The 16,077-nt window shown below is 67.4% G+C and carries 10 protein-coding genes; 5 read left to right on the top strand and 5 right to left on the bottom strand.

What is annotated here, in order from left to right; translation table 11 throughout:
* The first annotated feature begins 7 nt into the window (after positions 1-7).
* The 3 genes from ACW5F0_RS02835 (at position 8) to ACW5F0_RS02825 (ending at position 2,370) form a co-directional block, all read left to right on the top strand.
* The gene (locus ACW5F0_RS02835; RefSeq protein ID WP_456964511.1) at positions 8-991 is read left to right on the top strand and encodes a GlxA family transcriptional regulator; all 984 of its coding nucleotides are present in this window, start codon (positions 8-10) and stop codon (positions 989-991) included.
* Positions 992-1,090: 99 nt separating this feature from the next.
* Positions 1,091-1,732 (top strand): HD domain-containing protein, encoded by a 642-nt coding sequence (locus ACW5F0_RS02830; RefSeq protein ID WP_456964510.1) that lies wholly within the window; start codon positions 1,091-1,093, stop codon positions 1,730-1,732.
* 41 nt (positions 1,733-1,773) lie between these two features.
* Positions 1,774-2,370: a TfuA-like protein gene (locus tag ACW5F0_RS02825; protein WP_456964509.1), complete on the top strand. Its 597-nt coding sequence runs from the start codon at positions 1,774-1,776 to the stop codon at positions 2,368-2,370.
* An 18-nt stretch (positions 2,371-2,388) separates the two neighbouring features.
* Here the strand turns inward: ACW5F0_RS02825 and ACW5F0_RS02820 are convergent, their stop codons facing one another.
* The gene (locus tag ACW5F0_RS02820) at positions 2,389-3,048 is read right to left on the bottom strand and encodes an NAD(P)-binding oxidoreductase (protein ID WP_456964508.1); all 660 of its coding nucleotides are present in this window, start codon (positions 3,046-3,048) and stop codon (positions 2,389-2,391) included.
* A 786-nt stretch (positions 3,049-3,834) separates the two neighbouring features.
* Between ACW5F0_RS02820 and ACW5F0_RS02815 the strand changes: the two genes are divergently transcribed.
* Positions 3,835-4,206 (top strand): hypothetical protein, encoded by a 372-nt coding sequence (locus tag ACW5F0_RS02815; protein WP_456998987.1) that lies wholly within the window; start codon positions 3,835-3,837, stop codon positions 4,204-4,206.
* A 46-nt stretch (positions 4,207-4,252) separates the two neighbouring features.
* Here ACW5F0_RS02815 and ACW5F0_RS02810 read toward each other — a convergent pair whose 3' ends face one another.
* The 3 genes from ACW5F0_RS02810 to ACW5F0_RS02800 form a co-directional block, all read right to left on the bottom strand.
* Positions 4,253-4,459, bottom strand: coding sequence for a hypothetical protein (locus tag ACW5F0_RS02810; protein ID WP_456998986.1), 207 nt, complete (start codon positions 4,457-4,459; stop codon positions 4,253-4,255).
* Positions 4,460-4,597: 138 nt separating this feature from the next.
* Entirely contained in the window at positions 4,598-5,308 is a 711-nt protein-coding gene (locus ACW5F0_RS02805) for a phospholipase D family protein (protein WP_456964505.1), read from the bottom strand.
* Between the two features lie 36 nt (positions 5,309-5,344).
* Complete coding sequence (locus ACW5F0_RS02800; protein ID WP_456998984.1) at positions 5,345-5,815, bottom strand: RDD family protein; 471 nt, start codon at positions 5,813-5,815, stop codon at positions 5,345-5,347.
* 752 nt (positions 5,816-6,567) lie between these two features.
* Between ACW5F0_RS02800 and ACW5F0_RS02795 the strand changes: the two genes are divergently transcribed.
* Positions 6,568-7,488, top strand: a complete 921-nt coding sequence (locus ACW5F0_RS02795) for a cation diffusion facilitator family transporter (protein ID WP_456964503.1) — start codon at positions 6,568-6,570, stop codon at positions 7,486-7,488.
* Between the two features lie 4 nt (positions 7,489-7,492).
* Here ACW5F0_RS02795 and ACW5F0_RS02790 read toward each other — a convergent pair whose 3' ends face one another.
* Entirely contained in the window at positions 7,493-16,057 is an 8,565-nt protein-coding gene (locus ACW5F0_RS02790) for a GH36-type glycosyl hydrolase domain-containing protein (RefSeq protein ID WP_456999161.1), read from the bottom strand.
* Between the last annotated feature and the right edge of the window lie 20 nt (positions 16,058-16,077).

The following is a 16,077-nucleotide window of genomic DNA, read 5'->3' as shown; positions in this document are numbered from 1 at the left end:
GGGTCACGTGGCGATACTTACGATCGCGATTGCAATACACGAACATGTGCAGGCGCTGGACGTCGCGGGGCCGGTCGACGTGTTTGCCGAGGCAAACGGTCATGTTCCGGCCGGGGATCATTACAAGACGGTCCTGGTTGCAGCGGATCGCAAGCCGCTGCGGACATCCGGCGGCATGCTGGTGGTGGCCGACATGACGTTCGAGGAGGCGCGACGCGACTTCGACATCATCCTGGTGGCAGGCGGGCCGGAGCTGCCGGACACGTTGCCCGATGCCGAACTGCTGGAGTGGGTGGGGGAAGCGCCGCGCAGGTCGACGACCTACGGTTCGATCTGCACGGGCGCGTTCGTGCTCGGCCATGCCGGCCTGCTCGATGGCCGGAGGGTCACGACCCACTGGCAGAGTGCCGCCCAGCTGGCACGCATGTTCCCCGAAGCGAAAGTCGAAGCCGATTCGATTTATGTCCGCGACGGCCGACTCATCACGTCTGCCGGTGTCACGGCCGGGATCGACCTTGCCTTGGCGCTGGTCGGTCAGCGTCATGGGCCGGAGGTGGCCGTGGCCGTCGCCAAGCGGCTCGTCGTGGTGGCGCAGCGCCAGGGCGGCCAATCCCAGTTCAGCCCCTATCTCACGCCTCCCGTCGATCCCACGTCGTCGGTGGCGCTCGTCCAGCAACACATCGCGGCGCATCCCGCCCAGCGGCACGCGCTCAAGTCGCTTGCCGGCGTGGCGGACATGAGTCCGCGCAACCTGATCCGCCATTTCGTCCAGGAAACCGGAATCACCCCGCACGAGTTCGTCCTGCGGGCACGGATCGACGCGGCCCGAAAGGTCCTGGAAAGCAGCGACCTGCCATTGAAGACCGTGGCATACGACTGCGGTTTCGGAACCGCGGACCGCATGCGGATCGTCTTCAGGGAACGCCTCGGCGTGACTCCCGCGCAATACCGCGCCCGGTTCCGGCACCAGGAAACATCCCCGGCGTCATGAAATCGCGCTGTTCTGTCACGATCCGGCGCAAGGGTTTGATTGTTGCCAGGCGGATAACTGCCGACACTTGAGGTCAGTATTTTCCAGGAGTGGATTTCCATGACCGAGACCATCGCCGGCATCCGCGTGCCCGACAGCCCGCTGGTGCGCGCCGCCACCCAGCTTGTGCGCGACACCGAAGACGACCTGCTCTACAACCACAGCCGGCGCGTATTTTTATGGGGGGCGCTTTCCGGCAACCGGCGCGGCCTCGAATACGATCCGGAGCTGCTTTACCTGGGTGCCATGTTCCACGACATGGGCCTGACGCAGCGGTACTCGAGCGCCGACTTGCGCTTCGAGGTCGACGGCGCCAACGCGGCGCGCGACTTCATGAACGGCTATGACGTGCCCGAGCGCGACGTCGAAGACGTCTGGACGGCCATCGCACTGCATACGACGCCCGGCATCCCTGGGCACATGCGGCCGACCGTGGCCTTGGTGACCGCTGGCGTCGAGATGGATGTGCTCGGCATCGCCTACGACGAGTTCAGCCAGGAGCAGCGCCACGAGGTCTGTGCCTGTCATCCCCGCGAGGCGAACTTCAAGGAAGGCATCATCGACCACTTCGCCGATGGCATCAGGAAGAAGCCGGACACCGCGTTCGGCAACGTGAAGGCGGACGTGCTGGCGCTGAAGGTGCCGGGATACCGGCGGACCGACTTCTGTTCCATCATCCGCGGTTCCGCCTGGCCGAACTGATCAGCGGAATTGAGCAGCGATCCCGCGCCACGAGGGAGCGCGTGAGGCCAATCGTATTCCTGGGCCTGAGCCTCACCGGACCGGAGGCGCGCGCGGTCCTGGATGCGGAGTACCGCGCGCCCATCGTCCGCGGCGACCTGGATGCCATCGCTGAACCGGCGCAGGTCGTGATCGTCGACGGCCTGCTTGACCCTGACCTGCGGCTGGACCCCGAAGAAGCCGCCAGGGCGCTCGCTCGCGGCCTCGACCTCCACGGGGCCGCGAGCATGGGCGCGGTGTTGGCGGCGCGGCTGGAACCCCTGGGCATGAAAGGTGCAGGGCAGGTGTTCCAGATACTGCGGACGCTGGGTGGCGACCGGGAGGATCTGGTCCAGACACTGTTTGCGCGCGACGGGTTGGAGTTCAGGCCGCTCACGGTGCCGCTGATCAACGTGGTGGCCGGCCTTTGGTCGAGCGGATTGGGAGCCGGCGAACTTGCTGCGCTCGTCCACGTGCTCCGCGCCATCGCGCTGGATGCGCGGACCTGGGAGAACATCGAGGCTGCCGTTGCCGGCGCGGGTTTCCACCTGCCACCTGAGATCCGCCTGATGGACGCCAAGCGTGAGGACGCGCTCTGCCTGCTTCGGCAACTCAGGTAGCCGAGGAAAGCCTGCGACTCAGGCGTGCACCAGCCGCGCCACGGACTCTGCAACCGGCGTGTCGCCTTCGGTCAGTTCGATGATGATGCGGCTCACCGCTGGCTGTTCGATGATCCCCAACAGCGTCGCGGCCACGTCGTCGCGCGGCACGTCGCCGTAGGGAATGGCCAGGCCCGTGCGCACCTTGCCGGTGCCGGGCGCGTCCAGCAGCGTGCCGGGGCGCAGGATCACCCAGTCCAAGTCGGACTCGGCCAGATGCACGTCGGCGAGTTTCTTCACCGCCATGTAGTGCTCGAACGTCTCCGACACCGCCTTGCCGCGGGCGGCCTCGGGGAAGGCCGAGACCAGCAGGAAGCGCTGGATGCCCGCCTGCTGCGCCGCCGCGACCGCCAGTTCCAGCCCGCGGCCGTCGATGGCGTCGATCATCTCCGCTCCGCCCTTGCCGCCGGCGCCGGCCGAGAAGACGACCACGTCGCTGCCGGCCATGCGCTGCGCCAGTCCGTCGGCGTCGAGTTCCAGCAGGTTGCCTTGGACCGGGACGGCGCCCAGGGCTTCGAGTTCGCCGGCCTGCTCCGGCTTGCGGTACAGCGAACGCGGCTCATGCCCGCGCGCCGCGAGCTGTTGGGCGAGGCGGCGGGCGACTTTGCCCGAGCCGCCGATGATGAAGACCTTTCGCATGATGGGTTCCTCTTCGCTGTGATGTTTCGCCGCAGTTGCCACGAGTTGCCGCGTCGATAACAGACATGCGCGCCAAATCCCGGCAATCAAGCCAGATAGGCGTTACCTCTTCAAAAGGTATAGGACTCGCCGTCTTCCGGAACCAGTACGCGCTCGGGATCCATGCCCGTTGCCTTGATGTGGTCGTGCAGGTCCTGGCGCGTCTGCATGGCGTGATTGACGGCTTCCATGTGGCTGCCGATCACCTTGGCCCGAACCGGCCCAGGGGCCGGCGAGTTCGATGCGTTGCTTCGTCGGGTCGATGATCAGCGTTTCCATGTCGCATTTCCCCCTGCAAGTGATTGATCTCAATCCATTTGCAGGCGAGGGCGGGAAGCGGCAAGGCCGATTGCTGCAACGATCAGGGCCATGAACAGGCTGACATAATGTGCATTATGCGAAGTGTTAGAACGGACGGCGCGGGTGGCACAGTGACTTGCCCGCTTCATTCTCGGAGGCTGGGATGGCCATCTGCTGGCACTGTAAAGCCGAGTCAAGCAACGACCACCATGCGCGCGTGGTCTATAACCAGACCGCGCTGCATGGACCGTGGCGCGGATGGCACATGGCTGGGCAGCGACTCGTCAGCCCAAGCGGCGATTGGGTCGCACCGCACCTGCTCGACCGTTGGCTGTACCAACACAGCCGCTTGCATCCCTACCGCTGAAAAGCCGTGCTGCATGCAACCGCGGCGACATTCAGGCCTGCGCTATGGTCGCAGCTGGTGATTCATTGGGGGAAAGCAGCATGGCACGCCGTCAATCGGATCCCGCGCCGTGGGGATTCTCTGCCACCGCTTGGCAAGCGCTCGCGTTCGTGCTGCTCGGATTGCTGGCGCTGACCAATGCAGCGTGGTTCTACAACGTGCGCGTCGCGCGTGCCGAGGCCGCGGCCGTTACGCCCGCAGCAGCGCCGATCAGGACCGAGCGAGTCATCTACCAGACGCCTGATGGCCAAGAGCTGGCAGGACCGAGCGCCTACCCTACCCCGACGCCGGCTGCACCCGTACAACGCCGCCCAACCGACCAGGCAAAGCCGCTGTCCGGAGACGAGAAGTGCATCGGAGGAACCCGCTTCGGCGTCAGCGGAAGCACCTGGACGCAAAACGGCACCTGCTAAGGCAGCGCGAACCGGACAGGCCTCCCTCAGCGGCAGGTGGTGTCGCCTAGGCGTCGGTGCTGCAGCGCCTGGTAGTACCGACGCTGTTGCGATAGGTCGTGTTGCCGAAGGCATTGGACGAAGCGCGGGTCGCGGTCCCATCGCTGTTGCGGCACTTGGTGTTGCCATACGCGTCGGTGGAGCAGCGGGTCTGCGCCAGCGCGCTGGAATGGGCCGAGATCAGCCCGACAAGCACGAGCGGAATGATCTTCATGTTTTCTCCTGCTCCTGAAGGCGCCCGAGCTCAGCGACAGAGCCCAAGACCAACTGCTCCAATACATCGGGATCGATACCGGAGAGCCGGCGGATGGATCGGCTTGGTCTTGTTCTCGGCCATGGTGTCGAGGTCTGTTCAGGCTTCCAACGAATCAGGCCAGAGGAAATAGGCCCCGTAACGCTGCCCCATCCGGAACTCCCCGCCGGCGGCCTTTCCAGCCTCGGTGAGGTAATGCTTCTCGCCCCTGATTTCCAGATAGCCGCGAGCGACCAGCTTGTCGAGCAACTCAGCCGTCTTCATGCCGAGCTTCCTTGCAAGCTTGGATGAGGTCAGCTTGCCCGTGTCGCCGGCCTCCTCCTGTCCTCCATCCTGCTCCGCCTCACCAGGCTCATCGACCGTCACCCGCTCCATCGAGATTCGCACCTCATCGCTGATGCGGATGATGCGCTGCGCCTCTTCGTAGCCGTCGCGATACAGCTCGGCATCATCCTGACGGCGGATCAAGATGCCCATCTCGTTGTTGTTGACCTGGCTGAACTCGTAGAGGTTGAGGCTGGTGACGATGCACAGCTCCTCGTTGAGATAGCACTTGGCATGCAGGTTCTTGCAGAAGCTCGTGCGGATGTAGGTCTGCTCGCGCAACCAGCTGATCTCTGCCGGCTGCAGCTCGCTCTTGCCGTAGACGATCCGCACGTCGATCTTCAGCCGGTTCTTGTCGGCTAGCAGCTCCTTTACCCGGTCGTTGAGCTTCAGGTAGGGGCTGATGAGGATCAGGCGATCCTTGGCGTCCTTGATGAGCTCTTCAAGGAAGTAGTTGGTCGCGCTGGTATTGAGGAACTTTGCCACGGGCTACTCCTGTTCCCGAAAATGCCGGACGCTGCGTCACGCCCGGTCGAAACGAACTGGCTCGGGTCCGCGGTTCTGCGCGCGGACCACGACGGTGCCGGCCAGCTTGTCGTGCCAGCCCTGCTTCTTCGGGTCAAAAGCGACCCAGATGATGCCGAGGAACAGCGGGATCGTGGACACGAAGTAGGCGATGTAACGGCCAATCGCCTGGCCGACGCTCATCGGATTTCCGGTTCGCGCATCTACTACGCGCGCCGAAACCGCCATCTTCCCGGGCGTCGCCTGCTTGTAGACCCAGAACAGGACCACTGCGACGAATGGCAGGACCCATGAGATCAGGAAATCCGCAGGACCAGCAAAAAATGGGGCTTCGTCGTTCGTGAAGTACTCCCATCCGTAAATCATCACGGTAAGCGGAAGAGTCACCAGCAGGATGATGATCCAGTCGATGATGGTTGCGCCAACGCGTGCCCAAAAGCCTACGTACTCCAGTTCCTGGTCCTGCATTTGAAGCCCCCTGTTTTAGTTGTGCTGCTCGATGTTCTCAATGCTGTCGCTCAGATGCACCCAGCTGCGCTGGTGGGCAGCATAGATGGACGCCCGGGTTGCGGAAAGCCGGGCAACGGCCTACCCCCGCAACATAGCCACCCTCCTGCTCCTGCGCTCTCCCCAGCGCCACCAATTCGGCAGCCGCTTCTTCCGCGGGCCGCGTGCAGTGCACTTGGCCGCGATCTCATCGATTGAGAGCGCCACTGGACTGGCAGCGAGGATATCGGCCACGGCGCGCACCTGGGCAACGGTGTCATTTGGCCATGGCTGAGGCTTGATCGCTGGGGCTGCAGCGGGTTCTTGGTCGGTCCCGGCTGCTCCTCCGGCTTTGCGGCCGCGATGATCTCTGCGCCGTCTGCTCGACCAGTGAACGTTGGCCGCGGGTCGGAACAGCCGTCCCGTACCCCCATAACCAACCCTAATCCACTGCCCGGGCAGACATCCACTACCGGCAAAGAGCGAACAGCCCACCTCGCTCGGCTCAGGACGGCTGGCCAGAGGAGCGCTCCGCCCTTCTCGTCCTGTGGCCCTGACGCCTGCCAGGCTATGCGACTCCTCTTTGATCGACCTGCGCGCAAGCGCCGCCCACCGCGCTGGAACGACGATGTATACCCGCGCAGGCGACGTCATAGTTCCGAGCCGCCCTGGCGATCGTGCACCGGCAGGCTTCCGACTGGCCCCGCCGATGCGCGCAGCGGACAATAGTCACCATGAAACCCCACGACAGACCGGCCGAAGCCACGCCGGACCTGAGGAAATACGCCTGGCTGGCCATCGTGACCGCTGTGCTGACGGTCCTGCTCAAGGGCAGCGCCTGGGCCATCACCGGTTCGGTGGGCCTGCTGTCGGACGCCGCCGAGTCGATGGTCAACCTGGTGGCCGCGATCGTCGCCCTGGTCTCGCTGACGATCGCCGCCCGGCCGGCCGACGACGACCACCACTTCGGCCACAGCAAGGCGGAGTACTTCTCGGCCGCGCTGGAAGGCATCATGATCTTCGTCGCCGCGGCCTCGATCATCTACCTGGGCATCGATCGCCTGTTCAACCCGCGGCCGCTGGGATCACTCGGCATCGGCCTCGCCATTTCGATCGTGGCCGCTGTCCTCAACGGCGTCGTCGGGCGGATCCTGATCAAGGTCGGCACCCGACACCGCTCCATCACTCTGCGCGCCGACGGCAAGCACCTGATGACCGACGTGTACACCTCGGTCGGGGTCGTGGTGGGCCTGGGGCTGGCGTGGCTGACGGGCTGGAACTGGCTGGATCCGGTGATCGCGATCCTGGTGGGCGTGAACATCCTGGTCACCGGCTACCGGCTGATGTCCGAATCCGCCTCCGGCCTGATGGACGCGACCCTGTCCGCGGAAGACAACGCCAGGATCCACGCCATCCTGAACGCGCACGCCGAACCGGGTCGGATCGAATTCCATGCCGTGCGCACGCGCGAGTCCGGCGCCCGCCAGTTCATGGAGATGCACATGCTGGTGCCCGGTGACTGGACGGTGCTGCGCGGGCATGACGCCATGGAAGACCTGGTGGAGAAGATCGTGGCGGAGTTCCCGGCCATGCGCGTGACCGGGCACCTGGAACCGGTCTCCGATCCCCGCAGCTACGAAGACATGACCCTGTAGCCTGTCAAGGGGCCGGCTGCGGAAGCCACAGCTCCACGGCGTGCTGCGCATGGTCGTCGCGCAGTGGAACGACCAGCCCGGGCTGCTCCATGCCGTCGACCAGCAGTCGCGGCGGCATGCCTTTCCCGGCTTCCTGGCGCACGTGGATGCAGTAGACCGTGTCGCGGTAGCGATAGCGCACGCGGTAACCGGGCCAGTCGGGCGGGATGCAGGGCGACAGCCGCAGGGTGTCACCCTCGAGCCGCAGGCCCAGCAAGGATTCGACGACCAGCCGGTACATCCAGCCGGCCGAGCCGGTGTACCAGGTCCAGCCGCCGCGGCCGACGTGCGGTTCGACCGCGTACACGTCGGCGGCGACCACGTAGGGTTCCACCTTGTAGGTCGCGATGCGTTCTGCGGTGTCGCCGTGGTGGATCGGGTTGATCATGCGGAACAGTTCCCACGCGCGTGCATGGTCGCCCAGCTCGGCGAAGGCCATCGTCGCCCACACCGCCGCGTGGGTGTACTGGCCGCCGTTCTCGCGCACGCCGGGCACGTAACCGCGGATGTAGCCGGGGTCCTGCCCGGTCTTGTCGAATGGTGGATCGAGCAGCTGCACCAGGCCTGCATCGCGCCGCACCAGGCGCTGGTCCAGCGACTCCATCGCCTGCCTTGCGCGCACCGGATCGGCGGCGCCCGACAGCACCGACCAGCTCTGCGAGATCGAATCGATCGTGCACTCGTCGCTCTGCGCGGAGCCCAGCGGCATCCCGTTGTCGAACCACGCGCGCCGGTACCACGCGCCATCCCAGGCATGGTCTTCCAGCGCCTGGCGCAGCTGCGTCGCGCGTTCGAGGCAGCGTTCGGCGAACAGCAGGTCGCCGCGGTCGCGCGCCAGTCCGTTGAAGCGGTTGAGCACGTCGTACAGGAAGAACCCCAGCCACACGCTCTCGCCGCGGCCGCCCTCCCCCACCCGGTTCATGCCGTCGTTCCAGTCACCGGTGCCGATCAGCGGGAGGCCACGTTCGCCGAACAGGTCGAGCGCGCGCTGCAGGCCGCGCACGCAGTGCTGGTACAGCGTTTCACGCAGGCCGGAGCGCGAAGGCAGGTCGTAGTAGGACTCCTCGTCCGGGTCGACCTGGCGACCTTCGACGTAGGTCATGCGTTCGTTGAGCACGTCACGGTCACCGGTGGCCTCGACGTAGCGGCAGGTGGCCAGCGGCAACCACAGGTAGTCGTCGGAACACCGCGTGCGCACGCCGCGGTCCAGCGGCGGGTGCCACCAGTGCTGCACGTCGCCTTCCAGGAACTGGTGTTCGGCGCACAGCAACAGGTGGTCGCGCGCGAGCTTCGGATCGGCGTGCAGCATCGCCATGATGTCCTGCAGCTGGTCGCGGAAGCCGAACGCGCCGCCGGACTGGTAGTAGCCGCTGCGGGCGAAGTAACGGCAGCCGATGGTCTGGTAGAGCAACCAGCCGTTGGCGAGCAGGTCGACGGCTGGCTCGGGTGTTTCCACCTGTACCGCGCCGAGCGTGCGCAGCCAGCCGACGCGGACCTCGTCGAGGGCGTCCCAGGCCGCGTCGCGCCCGCGCGTCTCCTGCAGCGTCGCCAGCGCCTCGGCGCGCGTACGCCCTGCGCCGAGGCGGAATATCACGTCGCGCGACTGACCGGGCGCCAGGTCCAGCGGCACCTGGATCGCGGCGCAGGGATCGAGTCCAGCGCCAAGTCGCCCGGACAGGCGTTCGCGCGTCATCGCCGCCGGCGAGCGCAGGCTGCCGTTGCGGCCGATGAACTCGTTGCGATCGCCGCTGGCGCTGCGGCGCGCCTCCTCGCCGTGCCATCCCCCGGTTGCGACGTCGGCGGCGAAGAACGCGGCCCGGCCGCTGAATTCGGTGTTGTAGGCATTGCGCGCCAGCACCGCAGCGTGTTCCGTGGCGGGCTCGGTCACCACGTGCATGTGCGTGCGCGCGTGCAGGTCGCCGAGGATCCATTCCACGTAGCCGGTGGCACTGAGCCGGCGCGTGCGGTCGCCGGTGTTGCGCACGCGCAGCACGCTGAACTTGACGGCCGCGTCGCGCGCCACGTAGACCCACAGCTCGCTGGCGACATCGTCCTGCTCGTGCTCGTAGACGCTGTAGCCGAAGCCATGCCGCACCCGGTACACACCCTCGCCGCGGCAGGGCAGCGGCGTCGGCGACCAGAACCGCCCGGTCTGCTCGTCGCGCAGGTAGAACGCCTCACCGTTGCTGTCTCCCACCGGATCGTTGTGCCACGGCGTGAGGCGGAACTCGTGCGCGTTCTCCGCCCAGGTGTAGCCGGTGCCGGATTCGCTCACCACGCAGCCGAACTGCGGGTTGGCGAGCACGTTCGACCACGGCGCGGGCGTGTTGTCGCCCGGCTGCAGGTCGATCACGTATTCGCGACCGTCGGCCGAGAAGGCTCCGATGCCGTTGCCATCGCGCAGCGGTCCGGTGCCCGGGTCAAAGGGCCACGGGTCGAAGGCCGCGTCGCCGCCGCGGCCGGCGCTGGCGTGCTCGTCGGCGGTGGGCATCGGCATCAGCTCGTACTGGGTGGGCTGCGGCTGCAGCGGCGGCATCACCGCCTCCGGCGGCCGCCGATGCGCGATCTGTTCGGCCAGCGTGCCGTGCGCGTCGCTCACGATCACGCGTGCCACCGATTGCAGCAGGATGCGGTCCTCCTGCGGCAGCTGGTGTGCGGGTCGGACGAAGATGCCGCCGGGGCGGTCGATCACGTGAGCTTCCACGCCGGCCGATATCAGGCCCATGATCTGGTCGTGCAACTGCTGGCGATAGCCGCCCTGCTCGTCGTTCCAGATCACCAGGTCGACGGTCATGCCCTTGAGTCGCCAGTACGCGTAGGCCTGCACCATCTGCCGCACCAGTTCGATGTTTTCCGCGTCCTCGATCTGTACCAGCACGATCGGGTGGTCACCGGAGATCGCCTGCCCCCACAGCCCCGACTGGCCGCGGCGGTTCTGCAGCAGCAAGGATGGCTCTGCGCGCAGCGCCGGGTTCCCGTGCAGCACCAGCCCGGCCAGGTGCTCGTACAGCTGCGCGTCGGCCTGCGAGGCGTTGATCTGGCGACGCACCACCTGGCTGTGGGTCCAGGCCAGGTCGAACACGCGGTCGGCCAGCCGGCGGTCCCGGTATTTGTCGACCAGCACCCGGCAATCGTCGCGCGCCGCCGCCACGCCGCTCACCATGTCGATGGTCGCGGTCTGGTCCGGCGCCAAGTTGATCCGGAAGCGGATCGCGACCACCGGGTCGAGCACCGAGCCCTGGCTGTTCGACAACGGCGCCGGCTCGAGCATGGCGCGCGGCGCGCGCGCGTCGTGGCCGCGACCGATGAACCGCGAGCGGTCGGTCTCGTAGGAGATTTCCACGATGTCCGCGTCGTGCACCGCGACCAGATGGAACATCCACGACGGCACCTCGTCGTGCGCGCGCGGGCGTCGTGTGCACAGGATCGCCTGCCGCTCGGGCACCAGTTCGGTCTGCACGAACAGATTGCTGAAGGCCGGATGCAGTTCGTCCGAGATCGCCGGCGCCAGTACCACCTCGGCGTAGGTGGTGACTTCGATCGTGCGCGCCGTGCGCGACTGGTTGGTCACGTGCAGCCGGCGCAGTTCGATGTCGTCCTCGGGCGACACGGCGATCTCAAGGTGGGTTTCGAAGCCCTGCTTGCGGCCGCGGAACTCGGCCTTGGCGTCGGAGAAGATCGCCTCGTAGCCGGACACCTCCACGGCCGTGGGCTGGTACGAGGCCGACCAGAACTCGCCGCTGTCCACGTCGCGCAGATAGCACCAGTTCCCCCAGGGATCACGCGTGCCGTCCTCGCGCCAGCGCGTCACCGCCATGTCGTGCAGGCGGCTGTAGCCGCCGCCGGCGGTGGTCAACATCACGTGGTAGCGGCCGTTGGACAGCATCTGGATCGCCGGCCGCGGCGAAGAGGCGTTGCGGAAGATGCGCAGGCGGGTTTCAGGGGTGTCGGACATCACGGCCGCGCCGGCGACTTCGGTCGTGTGCGGATGGAAGGCGCCGGTGCGCGGGATGCGCTCCTGCAGCAGCAGCAGCGTGGCCCTGAATTCGGGGTCGGCCACGAACCGGCGCTGCATCGGCTGGTCGTGGAGCAGGTAGTCCAGCGCCAGCAGCCCCATGCCCTGGTGGTGGGCCATGAACGAGCGCACCAGCGCGTGCGGCTGTCCGCGCGGCAAGCGCGCAGGTGTGTAGTCGATCGCCTCGTACATGCCGTAGCGTCCTGCGAAGCCGGCGGCGGCCATCTGCTGCAGGTTCCGGCAGGCCTCCCCGGGCGCGACCATCAACGCCATCATGCTGGCGTAGGGCGCGATCACCAGGTCCTGCGCCAACCCGCGCCGCAGGCCGAGTCCCGGCACGCCGAAGGCGCGGTACTGGTAGTTCATGCGCGCGTCGACGGCGTTGTAGCCGGATTCGGAAATGCCCCAAGGCACGTCGCGCTGGCGTCCGTACTCGACCTGCCTGGCCACGCTCACCTGCGCGGTCTGGTCGAGCAGCGAGCCCTCGTAGCTGGGCATCACCAGCTGCGGCATGAGGTATTCGAACATCGAGCCGCTCCACGACAGCAGCGCCGGGTCGCCGTCGATGTCGGTCAGCAACCGACTCAGCGCGAACCACGCCTCCTGCGGCAGCTGGCCCCGGGCAATGCCGATGAAGCTGGCCAGGCGCGCTTCGGACGCCAGCAGGTCGTAGTAGCCGGGGTCGCTGCGGTGCTCGTCGACGTTGTAACCGATGGTGAGCAGATGGCGGCTGCGGTCGTAGAGGAAATCGAGTTCGCTCTGCGCGCACTGGCCGGCGACGTGGGCCAGGCGCTCGAACTCCACGATGCGGGCCCTTGCGGTGGCCTGCACCTGCGCGTCCGGCGAGGTGCGCGACAGTTCGCGCAAGGTCGGGATCGCCGACGTCGACAGCGTGGGCGGCAGCCACGCCAGCGCGGCGCTCGCGGCACGGCACTGTGCCAGCAGTTTCCGCCCCCAGTACGTGGCCTCCGTCGGCACATCCGCATCGGAATCCACGCCGGCCGGTGCGTCGTGCGCGGCCAGTGGTTCAGCCAGCACCGTGAGTTCGGCAAGCGCCAGCACGGCTTCGCCGCAGGTGACCGGCGATGCGGCGAGCAGCGCATCGATCCTCACGCGGAAGGCCTCGGCTACGCCGACGCCGGCTTCCTCCAATACCCCCGCGGCATCGCGCAAGCCCTGCCAGGTAGCGGGTGCCAGCACCGCCGAATCGGGCTGTGCCAGCAGTCCCTGGCGCAGGGTCAGCAGATGTCCGGAGAGGTTGCCGCTGTCGACGGTGGACACGTACAGCGGCGGCAGCGGGCGCAGCGTTTCCGTGTCGTACCAGTTGTAGTAATGGCCGCGATGCCCCGGCAGCAGCTCCAGTGTCGCAAGGGTGTTGCCGACGCGTTTGGCCATGGCATCGGCCTGCTGGTAGCCGAAGTCGTGCGCCGACAGGTTGGCGAGCAGCGACAGGCCGATGTTGGTCGGGGACGTGCGCCGCGCAACCGGCGGCAAGCGATGCTCCTGGATGTTGTCGGGCGGCAGCCAATGGTCGGCGGCGGTGACGAAGTCCTCGAAGTACGCCCACGTGCGCCGCGACAACCGGCCGAGGAACCTGCCCTGCTCCACCGACAGTCCGTGCGCCGCGCGCGCGCGCGGCCGCCCGGTCCACCAGGCCAGCCAGGGCGACAGCAGCCACAGCCCGAGCAGCGGCGCGGCCACGGGCAACGCCATCGGCTGCAGGCGGAAGAGCGCGGCCGCCACCACAAGCGCGAACGCGGGCGCGAACCACATCGAACGCAGTGACGCCGCCAGGCCGTCGCCCAGTGTCTTCTCGACTTCGCTGGAGGGACTCCACTGCAGCATGCGCCGGCGCGACACCAGCACCCGCCACAGTGTCCGCACGATGGCGTCGAGGCTGTAGAACGCTTCGTACGGCAGGAACGCCGCGCCCAGGACGACCCTCGCAAGATCGTGCCCCGCCGCCTGCACGCGATGCAGCAGGTGCGCGCGCAGCGGCAGCTCGTCCGGCTTGTCGAGCAGCGCGGTCATGGCCGTCACCAGCGGCGCCAGCAGCAGCGTCGACAGCACCCACAGCGTCCAGCGCAGCGGGTGAGGCGCGAGCAGCCAGCCAAGCACGAACAGCGACACCGTCGCCGCGGGCACGAGGCTGCGGCGCAGGTTGTCGAGCAGCTTGCCGCGCGAGAGCATCGACAGCGGGTTGCGTTCGCGGCGGCCTTCGCCGCCAGGCACCCACGGCAGCAGCCACGGCAACAGCTGCCAGTCGCCGCGGACCCAGCGGTGCCGGCGCTTGACGTCGAGTGCGTAGCGCGACGGATAGTCCTCGTACAGCTGCACGTCGCTGACCAGTCCGGCACGCGCGTAGCAGCCTTCGAGCAGGTCGTGGCTGAGGATCCGGTTGTCGGGGAAGCGCGCGTCCAGCGCCTGCCCGAACGCCGCCACGTCGTAGATGCCCTTGCCGACGAACGAACCCTCGCCGAACAGGTCCTGGTACACGTCCGAAACGGTGCGCGTGTACGGGTCGATTCCCGGCTCGCTGCCATACAGGCGCACGTACCACGAACGGCGTTCACCGCCCATGCGGGTGCCGACGCGCGGCTGCAGGATGCCGTAACCCCCTTCCACCACGCGCCGCCGCGGATCCAGCCGCGCCCGGTTGAGCGGATGCGCGAGCGTGCCGACCAGTTCGCGCGCGGCGTCGCGCGGCAGGTGGGTGTCGGTGTCGAGCGTGATCACGTAGCGCACGCCACGCAGCACGCCCGGCTCGCCGGCGATCATCGAGAACGCGCTGGCATCGCCTTCGTGCAACAGCGAGTTGAGCGCGGCAAGCTTGCCGCGCTTGCGTTCGTGGCCCATCCATCTGTATTCACGCGGGTTCCAGGTGCGCGGCCTGTGCAGGATGAAGAAGATGTCGTCGCCGCCGCTGGCGTGGCGCCGGTTGAGCGCTTCGATGTCGTTGCGCGCCGTCGCCAGCGCTTCGGCATCTTGTGGCAGTGCCTGCTCGTCGGCATCGAGGAAGTCCGTCAGCAGGGCGAAGTGCAGGTTGCGGTCGCGGTTGGCGAGGAACCTCACCTCCAGGGCGTCCACCAGCGGGCCCACCGTCGACGCGTCCCCGATCATGGTCGGCACCGCCACCAGCGTGCGCGCATCGTTCGGAATGCCGGCGGAGAAGTCCAGTCGCGGCAGCGCCCGTGGCAACACCAGCAGCGTCGCGAACCAGTTGACCAGGACCACGCCCAGCTCGCTGAAGGCAATCACGCACAGCACGCCCACCAGCCACAGCACGTCGCGCGCGCCAAGGATCGCCTGAGCGTCATGTACCAGCCCGGAGGTGAACAGCGCGACGATCGCGATGATCGGCACCAGATAGGCCGGCAGCGGCACGTGTCGGGTTCCGCGACGCAGCGAAGCAAACGGCCTGCCCTGCAGGGACAGCGCCCGTTCCAGCTGCGTGCGCCCGGCATCGATCAGGTAGTAACCCACGTGCGCGCTGCAGTCGTCTCTACCCGTTTGCTCCGCGCCTGCGCGCGCCAGTTCCAGCACGGCCGATGCGACTTCGGTCTCGGGCAGTTTGCCGCGACGGGCGATGTACTCGACCACATGGCGGTAGCGGTCGCGCGTGGCGAAGTCCATCCGCCTGTAGGTGCCGCCGGGGTCGTCGCGCAACGTGGCCTCGACCATGCTCAGTGTTTCGACGAACTTGCGCCAGTCGGTCATCGCCAGCAGACGCAGGCTGCCGATGCTGTTGCTGATCGACACCTGGTCGGCGGCCTGCTGCTGGCTTTCGGCCTGCACCAGTTGTGCGATGCCCTGCTCGTGGTCGGCCAGCCACTGTTCGATCCAGGTCAGTGGCAGGCCCAACGCCGCGCCTTGCCCCTGCAGGCGGCGCACGATCTCAGCGACGAACGCGCTGCTCGGCGGCGGCCGCGAACGCGCCATGTCGGCGATCACCAGCACCACGCTCTTGGGATCGGACTCTGCCATCGCCGAGAAGCGGTCGGCCCAGAAGTCGGCAAGGTCGCGGTCGATGCGGCCGGCAATGACCTGCGCGCTGACCCGGCGCAAATTCTCGATCAACGCCAGCCGCAGCATGATCGGGATCGCCCACAGCTCGCCAAGCGTGAGCGGCGTGACCGACTGGTAGGCGGCGATGAAGCGGTCCAGGCTCTCGACGTCGACGCGACCATCACCGTGCGAAATCACGTTGAGGGCGATGTCGTAGACCCGCGGGAGCTGATCGGACGGGCCGCCTTCCAGCCGCGGCAATTCGCGGCTGTAACCCTTGGGCAGGTGGCGGCGGGCGATGCGGACCTGTTCCTGGACCAGATACAGGTTGTCGAGCAGCCAGTCGCCGGCAGGGGTCAGCCTGCGCTTGGCGTGCGCGGCCTCGCCGAGCAGCTTGCTGGCGCGTTCGATCACCGCCTCGTTGGCGCTCAGCCGCGCCAGCAGCAGGTCGGCGCTGCGGTGTCCGCTCAGCCGGTGCGCCTGTGCCAGCACGCGGCCGTGCCGCTCCATCTGTTCGGCGCTGAACAGTT

The sequence above is a fragment of the Luteimonas sp. A534 genome, assembly GCF_054072805.1.
Note: the sequence above shows the minus strand (reverse complement) of the source record. Positions and strands in the feature narration are given on the sequence as shown.

Bases quoted from the DNA above. Each gene is read 5' to 3' on its own strand.
- ACW5F0_RS02800 (WP_456998984.1), bottom strand. From the start codon at position 5,815: ATGCAGGACCAGGAACTGGAGTACGTAGGCTTTTGGGCACGCGTTGGC.
- ACW5F0_RS02795 (WP_456964503.1), top strand. From the start codon at position 6,568: ATGAAACCCCACGACAGACCGGCCGAAGCCACGCCGGACCTGAGGAAA.
- ACW5F0_RS02830 (WP_456964510.1), top strand. From the start codon at position 1,091: ATGACCGAGACCATCGCCGGCATCCGCGTGCCCGACAGCCCGCTGGTG.
- ACW5F0_RS02815 (WP_456998987.1), top strand. From the start codon at position 3,835: ATGGCACGCCGTCAATCGGATCCCGCGCCGTGGGGATTCTCTGCCACC.
- ACW5F0_RS02820 (WP_456964508.1), bottom strand. From the start codon at position 3,048: ATGCGAAAGGTCTTCATCATCGGCGGCTCGGGCAAAGTCGCCCGCCGC.
- ACW5F0_RS02790 (WP_456999161.1), bottom strand. From the start codon at position 16,057: ATGGAGCGGCACGGCCGCGTGCTGGCACAGGCGCACCGGCTGAGCGGA.
- ACW5F0_RS02810 (WP_456998986.1), bottom strand. From the start codon at position 4,459: ATGAAGATCATTCCGCTCGTGCTTGTCGGGCTGATCTCGGCCCATTCC.